20 protein-coding genes are annotated in these 16161 nt (G+C 56.7%); 17 read left to right on the top strand and 3 right to left on the bottom strand.

Annotated elements, in window-relative coordinates; translation table 11 throughout:
- Positions 1-666, bottom strand: coding sequence for a GntR family transcriptional regulator (locus tag ACR0EZ_RS20405; protein ID WP_480616524.1), 666 nt, complete (start codon positions 664-666; stop codon positions 1-3).
- A 42-nt stretch (positions 667-708) separates the two neighbouring features.
- Positions 709-1095 (bottom strand): YciI family protein, encoded by a 387-nt coding sequence (locus ACR0EZ_RS20400; RefSeq protein ID WP_480616523.1) that lies wholly within the window; start codon positions 1093-1095, stop codon positions 709-711.
- Between ACR0EZ_RS20400 and ACR0EZ_RS20395 the strand changes: the two genes are divergently transcribed.
- From ACR0EZ_RS20395 to ACR0EZ_RS20350, 10 genes are read left to right on the top strand one after another with little or no spacing between them, the layout of a single operon-like run.
- On the top strand, positions 1096-2064 hold the full coding sequence (locus ACR0EZ_RS20395) for a fumarylacetoacetate hydrolase family protein (protein WP_480616522.1): 969 nt from the start codon (positions 1096-1098) through the stop codon (positions 2062-2064).
- Complete coding sequence (locus tag ACR0EZ_RS20390; protein ID WP_480616521.1) at positions 2061-2726, top strand: malonic semialdehyde reductase; 666 nt, start codon at positions 2061-2063, stop codon at positions 2724-2726. Before ACR0EZ_RS20395 ends, ACR0EZ_RS20390 begins: the two co-directional genes overlap by 4 nt.
- Before the next feature lie 18 nt (positions 2727-2744).
- Positions 2745-3200, top strand: a complete 456-nt coding sequence (locus ACR0EZ_RS20385; protein ID WP_480616520.1) for an OsmC family protein — start codon at positions 2745-2747, stop codon at positions 3198-3200.
- A 33-nt stretch (positions 3201-3233) separates the two neighbouring features.
- Positions 3234-4307, top strand: coding sequence for a C4-dicarboxylate TRAP transporter substrate-binding protein (locus ACR0EZ_RS20380; protein ID WP_480616519.1), 1074 nt, complete (start codon positions 3234-3236; stop codon positions 4305-4307).
- 30 nt (positions 4308-4337) lie between these two features.
- On the top strand, positions 4338-4889 hold the full coding sequence (locus ACR0EZ_RS20375; RefSeq protein WP_480616518.1) for a TRAP transporter small permease subunit: 552 nt from the start codon (positions 4338-4340) through the stop codon (positions 4887-4889).
- Positions 4886-6190 carry a TRAP transporter large permease gene (locus ACR0EZ_RS20370; RefSeq protein ID WP_480562621.1) on the top strand — a complete coding sequence of 435 codons (1305 nt, stop codon included), beginning with the start codon at positions 4886-4888 and terminating at the stop codon, positions 6188-6190. The genes ACR0EZ_RS20375 and ACR0EZ_RS20370 overlap by 4 nt, the downstream gene beginning before the upstream one ends.
- A gap of 10 nt (positions 6191-6200) precedes the next feature.
- Positions 6201-7067 (top strand): dioxygenase family protein, encoded by an 867-nt coding sequence (locus tag ACR0EZ_RS20365; RefSeq protein ID WP_480616517.1) that lies wholly within the window; start codon positions 6201-6203, stop codon positions 7065-7067.
- Positions 7068-7088: 21 nt separating this feature from the next.
- Positions 7089-7895, top strand: coding sequence for an amidohydrolase family protein (locus ACR0EZ_RS20360; protein WP_480616516.1), 807 nt, complete (start codon positions 7089-7091; stop codon positions 7893-7895).
- On the top strand, positions 7892-8269 hold the full coding sequence (locus tag ACR0EZ_RS20355; protein ID WP_480616515.1) for a hypothetical protein: 378 nt from the start codon (positions 7892-7894) through the stop codon (positions 8267-8269). Before ACR0EZ_RS20360 ends, ACR0EZ_RS20355 begins: the two co-directional genes overlap by 4 nt.
- 59 nt (positions 8270-8328) lie before the next feature.
- Positions 8329-9390, top strand: coding sequence for a cytochrome-c peroxidase (locus tag ACR0EZ_RS20350; RefSeq protein WP_480616514.1), 1062 nt, complete (start codon positions 8329-8331; stop codon positions 9388-9390).
- A 37-nt stretch (positions 9391-9427) separates the two neighbouring features.
- Here ACR0EZ_RS20350 and ACR0EZ_RS20345 read toward each other — a convergent pair whose 3' ends face one another.
- Entirely contained in the window at positions 9428-10174 is a 747-nt protein-coding gene (locus tag ACR0EZ_RS20345) for an IclR family transcriptional regulator (protein ID WP_480616513.1), read from the bottom strand.
- Positions 10175-10390: 216 nt separating this feature from the next.
- Between ACR0EZ_RS20345 and ACR0EZ_RS20340 the strand changes: the two genes are divergently transcribed.
- The 7 genes from ACR0EZ_RS20340 (at position 10391) to ACR0EZ_RS20310 (ending at position 16160) form a co-directional block, all read left to right on the top strand.
- Complete coding sequence (locus tag ACR0EZ_RS20340; protein WP_480616512.1) at positions 10391-11227, top strand: cyclase family protein; 837 nt, start codon at positions 10391-10393, stop codon at positions 11225-11227.
- A 61-nt stretch (positions 11228-11288) separates the two neighbouring features.
- Entirely contained in the window at positions 11289-11633 is a 345-nt protein-coding gene (locus ACR0EZ_RS20335) for a cupin domain-containing protein (RefSeq protein WP_480616511.1), read from the top strand.
- A gap of 11 nt (positions 11634-11644) precedes the next feature.
- The gene (locus ACR0EZ_RS20330) at positions 11645-12430 is read left to right on the top strand and encodes an SDR family NAD(P)-dependent oxidoreductase (protein WP_480616510.1); all 786 of its coding nucleotides are present in this window, start codon (positions 11645-11647) and stop codon (positions 12428-12430) included.
- 3 nt (positions 12431-12433) lie between these two features.
- Positions 12434-13357: a 3-hydroxyacyl-CoA dehydrogenase family protein gene (locus ACR0EZ_RS20325; protein WP_480616509.1), complete on the top strand. Its 924-nt coding sequence runs from the start codon at positions 12434-12436 to the stop codon at positions 13355-13357.
- A gap of 43 nt (positions 13358-13400) precedes the next feature.
- Complete coding sequence (locus ACR0EZ_RS20320) at positions 13401-14681, top strand: ABC transporter substrate-binding protein (RefSeq protein ID WP_480616508.1); 1281 nt, start codon at positions 13401-13403, stop codon at positions 14679-14681.
- 50 nt (positions 14682-14731) lie between these two features.
- Positions 14732-15460 (top strand): ABC transporter ATP-binding protein, encoded by a 729-nt coding sequence (locus ACR0EZ_RS20315; RefSeq protein ID WP_480616507.1) that lies wholly within the window; start codon positions 14732-14734, stop codon positions 15458-15460.
- The gene (locus tag ACR0EZ_RS20310) at positions 15453-16160 is read left to right on the top strand and encodes an ABC transporter ATP-binding protein (RefSeq protein WP_480616506.1); all 708 of its coding nucleotides are present in this window, start codon (positions 15453-15455) and stop codon (positions 16158-16160) included. The genes ACR0EZ_RS20315 and ACR0EZ_RS20310 overlap by 8 nt, the downstream gene beginning before the upstream one ends.
- The last annotated feature ends 1 nt before the right edge of the window (position 16161 follow it).

The following is a 16161-nucleotide window of genomic DNA, read 5'->3' as shown; positions in this document are numbered from 1 at the left end:
TCAGGGCACCATCTGGCTGCTCAGGTACTCGCCTGTTCGCCGATAATGGTCGATCAAATGCCGAGTTGCGCTGTCTGCGTCGTGATTTAAAGCGGCGTCCAGAATTTGCTGATGCTCGGCGGCAATGTCCCTCTTTTTGTAGCTCGAACCGCCGGCGGCCAGATAGCGGTAGCGAATGTTCAGGTCGTAAAGCTGCGCACAATACCGCAGCAACAACGGCAGTTTCGAATTGTCCAGCAGGGCCATGTGAAAGGCTTTGTGAGCGTCTTCAAAATCGCGCGCGCCGTTTTGGCTGGCTTTTTTCATATGGTGGTGACGTAAAACAAGCCTGTCCTCCCAAGCTGCATCCGCGTTGGCGATACAGGCGCGAAGCGCGGTTTCCTCGAGGTTGCATCGCAGCAAGAGTATTTCTTCAAAATTACATTTGCTCACAGGTGCAGCCCTGAAACCGCGTTGGTCTATACGTTCGACCAACATGTCAGAGGTCAAAAGGCTAAGCGCTTCGCGAACCGGGCTGGCGCCAGTGTCCAATAATCCGCGGAGCTGTTCGATCTTGAGTTTTTGCCCCGGAGGCAATTCGCCGGTCAGGATCATTTCGCGCAGCCTTCGATACGCACCATGAGTGGCTGATGTCTCTTTGCCCTCTGTATCAAGCATGGCGTCCATATCCGACCGTTCCTTTTTTGCGGCTCAAACTCTTGGGTGCTCTTAACTGAGGACACTCGTTCCAGTCGATAGGCCAACCGAAAGGTTCAGTGAGCCTTCGTTGATCATCCAGCGACGAAGCACAAAGCTACGCGCCCCGCTTTTGTGCATGGGGTCGTCCTCGGCCAGTTTCCGCGCCGCCTCGAGGCTGTCGGCTCGATAGATGATCAGGCCCATTCCCTGCATATGCTCGCCGGTTTCATCCGACATGGGGCCTGCAAAAGCCAGCTGCCGCGAACGTTCAAGCTGCGCCTGGTACGCCAAGTGATCTGGCAGTGACGCCTTTACATCTTCAGGCGCTTTGGCTGGCGTGCTCAGCGCGACGTAAAGCTCCAAAGCAAGCGCACCGCGACTTCTTGCGTCTGATTTGTAGTCTGCCCAAGCAACCATTTGCGGCCTCCAAAAATATCGATATTATTTGACATATGGCAAAATAGTCGGCAAAAATCAAGCGAACTGACATGGATGGTGAAAATGAAATACCTGGTGGGAGAGACTTCGGAAGGGACAGCGGTGTTTGCCGTGATTGGCGAAAACGCTGTGAATTTAACGGCTTTGGATCCTACCGTAGGCGCTGATCTGATGGGCCTGGTTGCCAATCCGGGGCTGAGCGACTCACTAAACGACAAAATCTCTGCAGCGGAGACGGTGCGAGTATCGGATATAACGCCAGCGTTGCCGGTGGCCGCCCCAGGTACCATCATCTGCATGGGATTGAACTATACAGATCACATTAAGGAAGGTGGATACGACATTCCCGAGTACCCGACTTTGTTCATGCGCGGGAAGAACTCGATCATGGCGGCTGGTAAGCCGATGATAAGACCAACTGCTTCCGAACATTTCGATTACGAAGCGGAATTGATGCTGATCGTAGGAAAGCGTGGCCGCCATATCTCGGAAGAAGACGCGCTGAGCCACGTATTTGGCTATACCGTTTTCAACGATGGGTCGGTGCGAGATTACCAGCGCAAAACAGTACAATGGACACCGGGCAAGAATTTTGACGACACAGGCGCAATTGGTCCTTTCACAGTTACCCCGGATGAGTTGCCCGAAGGCGCTGCCGGTCTGAAGATCGAAAGCCGCGTTGGTGATGAGATTCTGCAAAGTTCAAACACCGCCAACATGATCTGGGGTGTTCGTCAGGTGATCGCGACAATTTCAGAATTTATGACGCTTGAGCCGGGTGATCTGATTGCATTGGGAACACCGCCAGGTGTGGGTCACGCAAAGAAACCCGACCCAAGATGGCTGAAACCGGGCGAGATCGTTGAGGTCGAAATCGAAGGTATCGGCATCTGCGCCAGCCCGATTGTCGACGAAAAAGATACCAGATCGAAAGTGGCCGCAGAATGAGTGCACCAACCGGGGCAGAGCTGGAGACACTTCGCGCCAAGGCGCAGCAAGATCATCGTGATCTGCGCCAGCGCATTCCACGTCTTTCAGACGATGCTATTGCGTTGATCCTTCGCGAATCCAGATCTCATTACGCCTGGACCGACAAGCCAGTTCCTGACGAATTGCTTGAAGAGATCTATGACATCACGATCAACGGCGCGACCAGCATGAACACGCTGCCCGCTCGTTTCGTTTTCGTGAAAAGTGCCAAGGGCAAAGAGCGCCTCGCCAAGTCGTTAAAGCCGAAGAACGTGCCAAAGATGATGGATGCACCGGTCACGGCGATCATTGCCTATGACATGGACTTCTGGAAGGAACTGGCCTTTCTTTTCCCGCATGAAGATCGCCGGCCATTGTTCGAAAACAAACCCGACTATGTGGCCGATACCGCGTTTCGCAATGGTACGCTTCAGGGTGCCTATTTCATGATCGCGGCCCGAGCTGTCGGCTTGGACGTTGGCGCTATGTCAGGTTTTTCGAACCAGATCGTCGACGAGGAATTTTTCGCAGGCTCAACGCTCAAGTCGAACTTTTTGTGCAACCTGGGTTACGCGGACGAAACCGGTTTGTTTCACAAACTGCCGCGCTTTCCGTTTGAAAAGGTGTGCTCTTATGCATGAGGAGGTGACGCTGTGGCCATGAAAGTGAAACCTGTCGTGACGTACCGCACGACGGCTCAATGCCCGACACACGCGCGCACCGAGATTCCAATTCGCGATCTGGATGTAATTGTCGACGAGCCCGTCGAACGCGGCGGAACAAATCTTGGCCCGTCTCCGACGGAAACTGCAATGGCTGCTCTGATCGCCTGCACGAATGTCATTGGGCACAAGAACGCGCACCGTTTGGGAATTGATCTTGGCACCGTGACAATCGACGCGAAATGCAGGCTGGATCGGCGCGGTGTCCTGATGGAGGAGGAGATCGATGTTCCGTTTCCGGACATCGAACTCACCGTGAATTGCGAGACGTCCGCCAGTCAGGAAGAGCTGACACGCGTGGGCAAGGAGACAGCCAAATATTGCGCCATCGCAAAACTGTTCGAAGCGGCAGGCACTGACCTGACCGTCAACTGGGTCAAAACAAATCAATAAATACAAAAGATCCTACTATCTGGGAGGAAAAAAATGAAAAACTGGACCAAACGCAGCCTTGTGGCCGCTGCTCTGACAAGCGTCATGACGATGCCTCTTGCGGCGGAAGAGACCATTTCCGCAGTCGTGATTGATGGTTACCCGGACCGGGCCTTGTGGGTGAAGGAGTTTACCAACTTCTTCATTCCAGAAGTCGATAAGCGGCTGGCGGAATCCGGCAACTACAAGATGAACTGGCAGGAGAACTATGGCGGTTCAATCGTCAAGCCCAAGGGTGTTCTGGAAGGCGTACAGTTGGGTTTGGGCGACATTGGCATCGTCACAACCATCTTCCATTCGTCCAAGCTGCCTAGCCAGGGGATCTCAGGCTCGACACCATTCGTCGCGTCGGATGCCCGTGCAGTGGCGAAGGCGGTAGACGAGATCGCGCGAGAATACCCGGCCATGCAGAATGAGTTTGCTGCGCAGAACCAGGTCTATCTGGCGACGGGCGTGGTGCTAGACACATATCAGATGTTTTGCTCTGAGCCGGTCGAGAAAGTTGCAGACCTTGAAGGACGCAAGATCGCGGGTGCCGGTCTGAACCTGCGCTATCTCGAGGGTATCAAGGACGCGGCGGGCGTTCGCGGTGGCCTTACAGATTTCTACAACATGGTTCAAACCGGCCTTGTCGATTGCGTGATGATTTGGCCGGAAGCTTCCAAGACGTTCAAAATCGTCGAAGTGGCCCCTTACATGTTAAAGGCGGACCTTGGCGCGGTGAATACAAAGACAATCACCGTCAACGCCGACTATTGGGCAAATCTGCCCGACGAGGTCAAAGACGTACTCCAGGCGGTGGCTATCGACTACCGTGACCACGTGGCAGGTATTGCAATGGATCGAGCCGCAGCATCACGAGATGCCTTTTTAGAAGCTGGCGGATCGATCATTGAAATCTCGGACGAAGACCGCGCAGCGTGGGCAAATGCGATGCCCAATGTTGCACAGGAATGGGCTGCAACGCTGAACGAGAACGGCGAGCAGGGCACAGATATGCTGGCCGCTTATCTTGGCAAGCTCCAAGACGCCGGGTTCACCGGGGTACGTGACTGGACGGCCGAATAACCGTCTGGCGATCCACGAAAGGGGCCTTTCATGCTGAAGACCGCAGTTGCCGGCTTGTCGCGGGTCGCCAATTCGCTTGCAATCGCCGCCAACGCATTGGGCACGCTTGTCGTCCTTGCGTTGGTGGTCATTTTGAACGTTGACGTGATTGCGCGCGGGCTGTTTTCGGCACCTCTTCGGGGTACGTACGAGATGGTTCAGTTCTCGGTCGTGATGATCGTTTTTTTGCAACTGGCCGACGTGGTCAGAGTGGACCGGCTGACGCGCTCGGACGGGTTTCTGAACCTGCTGCATCATCGCCGCCCCGGTCTGACGGGCAATCTGAGGCGCATCATCAACGCCATCTCTGCAATCTTCATGGGCCTGATTGCCTATGTAACCTTTCCGGAATTCCTGCACATGTGGGAGACGCAGGACTACTTCGGAGTTCCGGGCCTTTTCACATTGCCATGGTGGCCGGTCAAACTGGTCATCGCGTGCGGCACTGCGCTTGCCTGCGTGATCTTCCTGCTCAAGGTTGTCACGGCGCAGGACCGCCCGCATCTAATTCGCACCCCTGAACATGACGAGGCCGCAGAATGACGCCGATTGAGATTGGCCTGATCTCGGTCATCGCCATCGTCTTTCTGATCTACGCAGGCGTTTACATTCCTATTGCACTGGGCGTGGTCTCGTTCGTGTCGATTTGGCTGATGCGGGACAACTTCACGCTTGCGCTCAACCTGCTGAAGGTTGCGGTCGGCGACAGCGCGATGGAATACAGTTTCGCGACAATCCCGCTGTTTACCTTTATGGGCCTCATCGTTTCAAAAGCGGGACTAGGCAGGGACATTTACGAGGTCATGACCATGCGATTTCGCAAGGTCAAAGGCGGTATCGGAATGGCGACCGTCGGAGCAAATGCTGTGTTTGCGGCCGTTACCGGGTCGTCCATTGCGTCCGCATCAGTGTTCACCAAGGTCTCGGTCCCGCAGATGATGGCGCAGGCATATAATCCACGTTTTGCGGTTGGGGTTGTGGCCGGGTCGTCGGTTTTGGGGATGATTATTCCACCCTCGGCGATGCTGATCATCTATTCCTTTGTCGCCGAACAGTCCGTAGGGGACATGTTTCTGGCGGGAGTAATACCCGGTATCATGCTGGCAATAGCTTATGTGGGCGCGATCTGGTTGATGGGCCGTTTTACACCTGCATTTGTGGGCGGCCGGGTCGTCGAAGACACCGAATGGATGTCCGGGCGCGAGATCGCATCCAAGACCCTACCCACATTGTTCATTATCACGGTAGTGCTCGGTGGCATTTACACAGGATGGCTAACCGCTGTCGAGGCGGGTGCCGCCGGGGCACTGGTTGCGCTCGTGATCGCAGTCGTACGCAAGTCCATGACACCAAGAGCGTTCTGGGACGCGTTGCTGGAAACCGGTCACATTACAGCGGCGATCTTGTTCCTGATTACGGCGGCTTCGATCTATAGTCGCATGCTGGGGCTGGCCGGGCTGCCAAATCAGTTGCAGGATTTGCTCGCGGGAAATTCCGCGTCCTTTTGGTCGATCATGCTGCTCTACGTTCTATTGATGCTTTTTCTGGGAACTTTGCTCGATACGGCGTCCATCATTCTGATCGTCGTCCCGCTGTTCCTGCCCATGGCCGAAGCCCTGGACATGTCGTTGATCTGGTTTGGCATTATCACCGTGGTCGGCGCTGAGATCGGGCTTTTGACCCCGCCTCTGGGCATATCGTGTTTTGTTATCAAATCCACGATCAACGATGACCGAATATCGCTCAAGGACGTTTTCATGGGCGCACTTCCCTTTGCGTTTGTGATGCTGATCGTCCTGTTCATTCTGATCGAGTTCCCGATCCTCAGCCTTGCCCTGATTTAAGGAGGCCAAGATGCGCTCTGTCACTAAAGACAATATCACCGACGTGTTCATGGGGTACTTGTCCAAGGACACCGATCCGCGGATGCGTGAAATCATGGGCTCGTTGGTTAAACACCTCCACGACTTCGCGCGGGAAACCAACCTGACACATGACGAATGGCGCGCCGGGATTGCGTTTCTGGAGGGATGTGCCGCCGTGGAATCCGAGGACAGGCATGAGTTCGTGCTCGCCTCGGATGTGCTGGGCCTTTCGTCATTGGTGGACATGTTGCATTCTAGTTCTGATGCAACAAGTTCATCCGTACTTGGCCCTTTCCATGTCTCTGGCGCGCCGCCTCTGCCATTCGGCGGAGATATGAAGCGCCACTACGGTGGACCTGTCTTGCTTGCTGAAGGCGTGATCCGGGATACCGATGGTAATCCGATTTCCGGTGCAGAGTTGGATATCTGGCAAACCGCACCGAATGGAATGTATGCAAGCCAGGACGAAGAACAGGACACCTTTTCTTTTCACGGCCTGATGACCACCGGCGATGACGGGAAATATGCCTTCACTACCGTCAAGCCTGTTGAATACACCGTGCCGTCAGACGGGCCTGTCGGGGATATCCTGCGCGCCTGTGGCCGTCATCCCTGGCGACCGTCGCACCTGCACTATATCGTCAAGGCCACCGGCTACAGGTCTCTGGTGACCGAGATATTCCCAGACGACGATCCCTATCTGGATCAGGATACAGTGTTTGGCGTTCGCGATGATCTGGTGATGACCTATGTTGAAAAGCCTGCGTCAGAATTCCCCGGTGGTATGGAACTTTCCGGCAAGATCACCGAACCATTCCTGCATGTGAATTTTGATGTCACACTCGCCCGGGTCTGAATTTGGTTGAGGACACTCGATATGCTGAAATTTCTTGTTCCCATGGCAATATCGATGTTCGGAACTGCGGCCTTGGCCGACGAACGGCCGATCTTCGATGCCCATATTCACTACAGCCATGATGCCGTGGAACTGGTTCCACCCGAACAAGTCGCCAAAATCCTGCGGGACGCGGGTGTGCGGAAAACCCTGGTTTCCAGCTCGGATGACAATGGGACTCAGTTGCTGTTGGCCGCTGCGCCGGACATCGTTGTTCCCGCACTTCGCCCTTACCGTCGACGCGGCGAGATCAATAGCTGGATGCACGATGAAACGGTGATCGATTATCTGGAAGCAAATCTGGCAAAGAACGAATACGAGGCCATTGGCGAATTCCACGCTTATGGGGACGATATCAAAACACCGGTCATCCAGCATATGATCGCCTTGGCGAAGGAGCGGAACCTGATTCTGCACCACCATGGCGATCGGGAAGCTGTTGACCTGATTTTCCAGACCTGGCCCGGGGCTCGGGTATTGTGGGCCCATTCCGGCTTTGACGACCCGGCCAGCGTGGTCGATGCCTTGGACACCTATCCCGGGCTCTGGGCCGATCTGGCGTTCCGCTCCGATATGGTTTCTCGCGGTCGTATCGACCCGGAGTGGAAAGCTGCGTTCGAAGCGCACCCGGATCGTTTCATGGTCGGTACGGATACATTCGCGCCGGAGCGGTGGTACTACGTCGGCCCGCATGCTGAATTTTCACGCGACTGGCTGGATTTGTTGCCAAATCAGATCGCTGACAACATCGCATACGCCAACGCAGAACGTATGCTGGCGACAGAATGATCCGCTGGGTTGTCTCGTTTCTGGTCTCATCCGGCGCGGCCATAGCTTGTGAGCCAACGGGGCAACCTATGAGTTCGGACACTCAAAACGCACCCGAGCTGCGCGTGGCCGTTGATGAAATCCCATTGGCCCAACCGTTTTCCATTCTGATTTCCATCTGCGCTGAAACTGCGGTGAGTGAAATGCGTGTCGATGCGGTCATGCCGGCGCATCAACATGGGATGAACTACACGCCCAAGGTCACTGCAATGGGCGACGGAATGTTTCGTGTCGATGACATGCTGTTCCACATGCCGGGGTCGTGGGAACTGCAAGTGGACATCGGTTTTGACGGGCAACTGGTCTCCTACACGTCTGACATCGTGCTGAAATGAGGGTGTGGGTGACAGCCGTGTTCGTGGTCCTGACGGGTGCAGCACGAGCCGAGGTTCTGTTGTCCGAAGACGAAATCCAACAAACACTGTCCTTCGGGCCTTGGCCACCACCCGTCCAGTCGGATCCAAGCAACCGGGTTTCGAACGATCTAAATGCGATAGCGCTTGGCGCGGCCTTGTTCAGAGATCCGGTGTTATCAGTCGACGGGGCTTTTTCTTGCGCAAGCTGTCATGATCCTGAACAGGCCTTCACCACGCCGCAAGCGCGGGCGCAAGGCCGTGTCCTGCTGAATCGGAACACACCATCACTGCGGAACCTTGCTGGCCTGCGCTGGTACGGATGGGGTGGCAAGAGTGACAATCTTTGGGCCGCCAGCCTGCATCCGATCATCGAAGAGGATGAGATGGCGCATACCGCAGCGAGTCTGAAGGCAGCCATTTCCGAGAGCGCGTATGTTGATGATTTCGAGGCTATTTTTGGCGATTTTCGACGTCAGGAACCGGAACTGGTGTTGGTAAACACTGCCAAAACTCTGTCGGCCTATTTGGAAACGCTGACAACCGGGCAGACACAATTCGACGACTTCCGGGACGCACTGGAACGCCGCGATCTGGCAGTGGCCGCGACCTACCCCGAAGCTGCCCAGCGAGGTCTTCAGCTGTTCTTGGGGCGCGGAAATTGTGTATTTTGCCACAACGGTCCGAGGTTTTCCAACAACGAGTTTCACGACGCTGGTGTGCCTTATTTTCTGAGTGAAACCGAAGTCGACGAAGGGCGGTTCGGTGGATTGAACCTTCTACTCTCCAGCGGTTACACACTGGACGGCGACTGGAATGACGATCCGGACAAGAAAGGCGCTTGGGCGGTTCGCAGTGTGCGCAGAAACCATTCTGACTTTGGAACCTTTCGGACGCCCAGTCTGCGGGGTGTCGCCGAAACCGGGCCATACATGCATGACGGCAGTTTGATCGACCTGGACGCGGTGATCAGGCACTACAGTGAGATTGATACGGAAAGGCTGCACGCTGATGGCGAAGCCATTCTCTCGGAATTGAATTTGTCCGAGCAGGAGATCGCAGACTTGGTTGCATTTTTAGAGACATTGTCAAAGGGGCCGTAACTCAAGGCGCCATCGAATTCATGCCTCTTTTGCCCGCTCACTGAAAGGTTTGATGGATATTGGCGGCTGTCTCAAGCAGCGCTTTTTCAATCGTTGCTTTTTGCCTTGAGAACCGCGTCGTTGGCACCGGAATCGAGATCGCGTGCAAATCCCCAACCCAGTCGACGAAAGAAAACCCGATTGCCGATACACCGGCAGAATGCTCGTCTAAATCATAGGCAAGGCCCTGTTCGCGGATCACCGCGAGTTCAGACAGGAACTCATCCAAACTTCTCTGGATGCCATTCCGTTCCCATTCGTTCTGAATGAGTTTGGTCGCCTCGTCTTGACCGAGTTGTGCAAGACACGCTTTGCCATTTGCGGTGGTGGTCAACGGAAAAACCTCGCCGACTTGCGAGACCGTGGTCAATCGGTAGACACCCGGAACCTGATCCAGAAAAACCATGCCGATGCCGCGCATGACCGCGAGGTCTGTGGTTTCGCCGGTCTTCTGGGTCAGCTCCGTCAAAAGCAGTCGGCAATGTTCGACGATGTTGTAGTGAGCTGCGCCCGCGAGCACGCTCAGTTCAGGGCCGAGCCGCAACCCGCTGCCATTCGCGTCGGCAATAACAAGCTTTTCCTCCGCAAGGGCGCTTGTGATTCTCTGTACCGTAGAGCGGGGCAAGCCGACGCGTTCGGCGATTTTCCCCAAGCTCATTCCGGATTGGCTTTCTTTCAATACGCGCAGAATCGAAGCTGCCCGTGAAATTACCTGAATCCCGCCTTTTTCATTTCTTTCAGACACTTATATCACCCTCGCACTTCCTGTTACCGCCCTATGCCGGTGCCGAGTACTTGGTCACATTGTATCGCTATGCGGTGCAAGTCAACCGTATTGTGAGTTTTAAGTTGACCGCATTGCGGTGCGTATGCATCATGATACGGGACAGGAGGGGAGGTCCCCCGGACAGTTGAAAATCGAACACCGCCGCGTCGTCGGCGAACAAAGGAGATATGCCCAATGGTTGAAATCCGCGGCATCGAGTTCCAGGGCAACACCGACAACGACATGGGGCTGGAGTTCTACAACCTGAGCCACAGATACGGGTTTCAATGCCCCAACTGGCCGTACTTCAAGGACGTCCAGATCGACCGGAAACACTATATGGCCAAGTCCGGCGTCCTGTCGCAGACGATTACCACGACCATGCACGTGACGACGCATATCGACGCGCCGGCGCATGTTGTTCAGGGAACGCCGTTCATCGACGAGGTTCCGCTGCCGCATTTCTTCGGCTCGGGTCTGGTGGTTTCCGTGCCCAAAAGGAAATGGGAGCAAATCACAGGGGATGATCTGGAAAAGGCCTGCGGCCACGCCATCCGCAGGGGCGACGTTCTGATCATCAACACCGGCTGGCACAAGCAGTACGAAGATGGCGACTACTTCGCTTATTGCCCGGGTCTTGTTCCGTCGGCTGCTGAGTGGATGATCGAGAAGGGCGTGAAAGTCGTCGGCCACGACACTCAGGCAAACGACCACCCTTTGGCCACGGCCATCGGGCCGCAGCGGAACGGTCCGATCCTGCCGCATCTTGAGAAAGAGTACCTTGAATGGTCGGGCGGAACCCCGTGGGAGGTTGACTTCCCCGAGTGGGAGCCTGTGCACAACATGCTGTTCTCCAAAGGTATTCTGGGCATTGAAAATGTCGGCGGGGATCTGGACGCGGTGACCGGCAAGCGCTGCACGTTCGCGTTCTTCCCGTGGAACTGGGACCGTGGCGACGGCTGCATCATCCGGTTGGTCGCCATGGTCGACAAGACCCAATCCTACCGCATCGAAGCGGGTGAAGAATTCTGAACACACACGGACCGGTCGCCGGTTCGCTGGCGGCCGCCATTAACCTTTGGCGGAGACGGACATGTATCTGAAGCGGTTTCAAGACGCCTTACCCTACGAAGCACCGAACCACTTCGGATGCCACGGGCTTCGTTTGCAGGGGTTCGAGGAAGGCGGGCCGACAAATCAATGGGTCGGCTTCAGCCAGTTCCTGCCGGGCGGCGGTGCCGGGCCGGATTCCACGCCGTTCGAGAAAGTCTACGTCGTTCTGGAGGGCGAGATGACCGTCATCGTCGATGGCAGCGAAACCACTCTTGGACCCATGGACAGTTGCACGATCGCGCCGGGCGAAATGCGCAAAATTGAAAACCGCGCGAACCACGTCTGCAAGATGCTGGTTGTCATTCCTTATCCGCCAGAAAGCTGAGGACGAAAAGAATGTCTGATCCACTCAAGATGTTCGACGTGAAAGACAACGTCGCATTGATCACCGGCGCATCCGGCGCGTTTGGCATGGTTGCTGCGCGCGTTCTGGCTGGCGCTGGGTGCAATCTGGTTCTGGCCGCAGGCAATAAGGACGCGCTGGATGAAATTGCCAAAGAGTGTGAAGCGCTTGGTGCAACCGTCGTTGCGGTGAATGCACGCCCGTCCGACGAAGCATCCTGTGGTGCCCTGGTCGACGACGCCGTCGATAATTTTGGCAAGCTCGATATTCTCGTTGTCGCGTCCGGCATGAACAAAGTCGCGCCGATCAACGAAATGGCGCCGGAAACTTTCGATGCGGTGATGGACGCCAACGTGAACCAAAGCTGGTTGTTGGCGCGCGCGGCGGCGGCGCAGATGAAGCAAAGCGCATACGGCAAGATTATCTTCGTCAGTTCCGCGCGCAGTATCCTTGGCCATCCTGCCGGTTACACCGCCTATTGCGCCTCAAAGGCCGCCGTGAACGGGATCACCAAAGCCTTGGGGTGCGAGTTGGGTCCGACAGGGATTACCGTCAACGCGATTGCACCGACGGTGTTTCGCTCGCCCCTGACTGCCTGGATGTTTGAAGAAACTAACGAGGCAAAAGCAGTGCGCGACGGCTTCCTGACCCGGGTTCCCAAGGGGCGGCTGGGTGAGCCGGAAGACCTTGCCGGGCCTCTGCTGTTTCTCGCATCGCGGGCATCCGATTTTTACACCGGGCATATCCTGCATGCCGACGGCGGATATACGGCGGGTTAACGGATGGTGCGCAAGAAGCAGCAGATGGCGGTAATTGGCGCGGGCCTTATGGGGCACGGCATTGCCCTGACTTTGGCAAAAGCGGGCCAGTACGTCGCCATCACGGACCCCTTTGAAAAGGCGCGGGCCACCGTGCCAGATCGCATCCGCGCCAGCATGGTTGCGATGGGGGATGACGAGGTCACAATCACAAAAACCCTCAAGATGATTGAGATTTTTGCGACAACGGAAGGTGCGGTACGAAACGCTGACGCCGTGTTCGAAGCCGCACCCGAAAAACTGGAGCTCAAGCAAGCGATTTTTGCTGAGATCGAGGCGCACGCGTCAGAGACCTGCATACTCGCGTCCAATACCTCGGTCATGCCGATCACTCAGATCATGTCCGGCTTGCGGCTGAGAAACCGGGCGCTTGGAACGCATTGGTGGAACCCGCCGCATATGATTCCGCTGGTCGAGGTCATCAAGACCGAGCGGACAGACCCCGGGGTCGCGCAGGAGATGTTCGATCTGTTGAAGGATGCCGGCAAAACTCCGGTGATGGTCGAAAAGGACGTGCCCGGCTTTATCGGTAATCGCCTTCAGCATGCGCTGTGGCGTGAAGCGGTCAGTCTGGTGGAAAACGGGATCTGTGACGCGGAGGCCGTCGATACCGTGATCAAGTCCAGCTTTGGACGGCGGCTGGCGGTGCTGGGGCCATTGGAGAACGCGGATCTGGTCGGCACCGACCTGACCCTCGACATCCACGAAAACGTGCTGCACGATCTTGAGGCGCAAAAATGCCCGTCAACCTATCTCAGGTCGCTTGTCGATGCGGGCAAGCTGGGCATGAAGTCCGGCGAAGGGTTCAGGAAATGGGCCGAGGGCGAGGCAGACAAGGTTCGCCAGCGCGTCGCGACACATCTGAAAAATCTCGAGAAGACTTTGTAAGATCAATCAAACACCGGCGGGAGGCCGGTGAAGGGAGGACGCAATGACAAGGACTTTCAAATCGGCCACAAGGCGCAGTTTCATCGCCGGGGCAACGGCGGCGATTGCGGCTCCGGCGATCCTCCGGGCGACGCGCGCTTACGCCGCGAACCCGACACTGCGGATCGGCAATGTCAGCCCGCGCACCGGGCCGCTGGCGGGTTTCGCTGAGGCTGACGAATACGTGCTTCAGGCCATTCAGCAGGTCTTTTCGGCTGGCCTGGACAACAATGGAAAGACCTGGAATGTCGAGATCATCTCGAAAGACAGCCAGTCCAACCCCAACCGCGCGGCAGAGGTCGCCGCCGACCTGATCCTGGGGGATGAGGTCGATATCATCGTCGCGGCATCGACTCCGGACACGGTGAACCCGGTCGCAGATCAGGCCGAAATCAATGAGGTCCCCTGCATCACGACCGACTGCCCGTGGCAGCCCTATTTCTTTGGCCGCAACGGTGTTCCGGGTGAGGGGTTTGAGACGACCTATCACTTCTTCTGGGGCCTTGAGGATGTGATCGCGGCCTTCCTCGACATGTGGGACAAAACCGGCGTGACCAAGACCGTGGGCGGTCTATTCCCCAACGATGCTGACGGCAATGCCTGGGGTGACGCGGAACTGGGGCTGCCAAAGCCATTGGCTGCCGCCGGATACACGCTCACCGATCCCGGCCGCTATCAGCCGTTGTCCGACGATTTTTCCAACCAGATCGCAGCGTTCAAGGCCGCTGGCTGTGAAATCGTCACCGGCAACATGATCCCGCCGGATTTCGCGACGTTCTGGAGTCAGGCGGCCCAGCAAGGGTTCAATCCGAAGGTCGTGACAATTGGCAAAGCGCTGCTGTTCCCGTCCGTCATTGACTCGCTGGGCGACCGTGGCGACGGGTTGTCGACCGAGGTCTGGTGGTCTCCGCACCATCCGTTCTCGTCCTCGCTGACCGGCATTTCCTCGAAAGACCTGGCCGAAGGCTATACGGCTGAGTCTGGTCGTCCGTGGACCCAACCGCTTGGCTTCAAGCATGCGCTGTTCGAGGTGGTCGCGGATGTCATCAAGCGGGCCGAAGATCTGGAGGACCCGTCTGCGATCATTTCGGCGATCACCTCCACCAACCTGAACACGATCGTCGGTCCGGTGAACTGGGGTGATGGGCCGATGAACAACGTCACCAAAACGCCCCTCGTCGGCGGTCAGTGGCAGAAATCCGGCGACGCGTACGAGTTGCAGATCGTTGCAAACAGCACCGCGCCCGAGGTTCCGGTAACGGCAGATATGAAACTGCTGGGCTGAGCAGACGTTCGGCGCTGATCATGGCGCCGAACCCCCCATCCGAGAGACGCATGACAACGATCCTGAAACTCCAAGACCTGAGCAAGGCATTTGGCGCGGTCACTGTCGCCGATGCCATGAGCTATGAGGTCCAGCAAGGCAAAGCGCTCGGGGTCATAGGTCCCAACGGTGCCGGAAAAACCTCGATGTTCAATCTGATCACGGGGACGCTCAAACCGAATTCCGGGGTCATTGAATTCAATGGGCAGAACGTCACCAAATGGAGCGCGGCTAAGCGCAGCCATGCGGGCATTGCCCGTTCCTTTCAGGTCCCGCAGCCGTTTTCGGGCATGACCGTTTTTGAAAACGCCATGATCGCTGCCACGCAATCCGCCGGTATGCATGGGCATCAGGCCGAACGCTTTTGTCTGGAGGTTCTGGACCAAACGGAACTGCTGCCCAAGGCAAACGTTCTTGCCGGTCGCCTGACACTCCTGGAACGCAAACGTCTGGAACTGACACGTGCGCTCTGCGCCAGGCCCAAACTGCTGCTGCTGGATGAGATTGCCGGCGGTTTGACCGAAGCAGAGTGCAGGTCACTGGTCCAGACCATCAAGGACATCCACGCCTCTGGCGTTACCATCATCTGGATCGAACATGTCGTGCATGCGCTGCTGGCCGTTGTGGACCGCCTGATCGTCATCGATTTCGGAAAGAAGATCGCCGAGGGCGAGCCGCAGTCGATCATGGAAAGCGCCGAAGTCAAAGAGATCTATCTGGGGATCGAAGCCGATGCCTGACCCCATTCTCCGGATACGCGGTTTGAACGCTTTCTACGGTGACTTTCAGGCGCTCTATGATGTCGATCTGGACGTTGGCGAAGGCGAAGTTCTGGCCATCATTGGCGCGAACGGCGCAGGCAAGACGACCCTGATGCGGTCGATCACCGGGTTGCTCGCGAACGAGCCGGGCCAGATCCACTACCGTGGCCGGGATATCAGCCGCCTGCGCGCGGACGAGGTCGCGGAACTTGGCCTTGCCATGGTGCCGGAGGGCCGCCAGTTGTTCCCTTCTTTGTCGGTCAAAGAAAACCTGATGATCGGGGCGCAGGTTGGCCGCGCAGGTCCTTGGGATCTGGCTGCCGTCTACGATCTGTTCCCGATCCTTGAAGAGCGAAAAGATCAGGCCTCGACATCGCTTTCGGGCGGTCAGCAGCAGATGGTCGCCATCGGGCGCGCCCTGATGGCAAATCCTGATCTGATCCTGTTCGATGAAATCAGCCTTGGGCTGGCCCCGATCATTATCAAGGACATCTATGAGGCGCTGCCCGGCATCATCGGCGAAGGCATGAGCGCAATCATCGTCGAACAGGACATCACCAAGGCGCTGTCGGTCTCGAGCCGGGTCTACTGCCTGCAAGAGGGGCGCGTTTCGCTGGAAGGCGCGTCTGACACGGTTTCGCGCGAGGACATCTCGCGCGCCTATTTCGGGATCGAATGAT

Source organism: Ruegeria sp. AK4 (assembly GCF_056541025.1).
This window is presented reverse-complemented; position numbering and strand designations above follow the sequence as displayed.

Coding starts and splice junctions, on each gene's coding strand:
- ACR0EZ_RS20405 (WP_480616524.1), bottom strand. CDS start 666: ATGGACGCCATGCTTGATACAGAGGGCAAAGAGACATCAGCCACTCAT.
- ACR0EZ_RS20400 (WP_480616523.1), bottom strand. CDS start 1,095: ATGGTTGCTTGGGCAGACTACAAATCAGACGCAAGAAGTCGCGGTGCG.
- ACR0EZ_RS20390 (WP_480616521.1), top strand. CDS start 2,061: ATGAGTGCACCAACCGGGGCAGAGCTGGAGACACTTCGCGCCAAGGCG.
- ACR0EZ_RS20385 (WP_480616520.1), top strand. CDS start 2,745: ATGAAAGTGAAACCTGTCGTGACGTACCGCACGACGGCTCAATGCCCG.
- ACR0EZ_RS20380 (WP_480616519.1), top strand. CDS start 3,234: ATGAAAAACTGGACCAAACGCAGCCTTGTGGCCGCTGCTCTGACAAGC.
- ACR0EZ_RS20375 (WP_480616518.1), top strand. CDS start 4,338: ATGCTGAAGACCGCAGTTGCCGGCTTGTCGCGGGTCGCCAATTCGCTT.
- ACR0EZ_RS20370 (WP_480562621.1), top strand. CDS start 4,886: ATGACGCCGATTGAGATTGGCCTGATCTCGGTCATCGCCATCGTCTTT.
- ACR0EZ_RS20365 (WP_480616517.1), top strand. CDS start 6,201: ATGCGCTCTGTCACTAAAGACAATATCACCGACGTGTTCATGGGGTAC.
- ACR0EZ_RS20360 (WP_480616516.1), top strand. CDS start 7,089: ATGCTGAAATTTCTTGTTCCCATGGCAATATCGATGTTCGGAACTGCG.
- ACR0EZ_RS20355 (WP_480616515.1), top strand. CDS start 7,892: ATGATCCGCTGGGTTGTCTCGTTTCTGGTCTCATCCGGCGCGGCCATA.
- ACR0EZ_RS20340 (WP_480616512.1), top strand. CDS start 10,391: ATGGTTGAAATCCGCGGCATCGAGTTCCAGGGCAACACCGACAACGAC.
- ACR0EZ_RS20335 (WP_480616511.1), top strand. CDS start 11,289: ATGTATCTGAAGCGGTTTCAAGACGCCTTACCCTACGAAGCACCGAAC.
- ACR0EZ_RS20330 (WP_480616510.1), top strand. CDS start 11,645: ATGTCTGATCCACTCAAGATGTTCGACGTGAAAGACAACGTCGCATTG.
- ACR0EZ_RS20325 (WP_480616509.1), top strand. CDS start 12,434: ATGGTGCGCAAGAAGCAGCAGATGGCGGTAATTGGCGCGGGCCTTATG.
- ACR0EZ_RS20320 (WP_480616508.1), top strand. CDS start 13,401: ATGACAAGGACTTTCAAATCGGCCACAAGGCGCAGTTTCATCGCCGGG.
- ACR0EZ_RS20315 (WP_480616507.1), top strand. CDS start 14,732: ATGACAACGATCCTGAAACTCCAAGACCTGAGCAAGGCATTTGGCGCG.
- ACR0EZ_RS20310 (WP_480616506.1), top strand. CDS start 15,453: ATGCCTGACCCCATTCTCCGGATACGCGGTTTGAACGCTTTCTACGGT.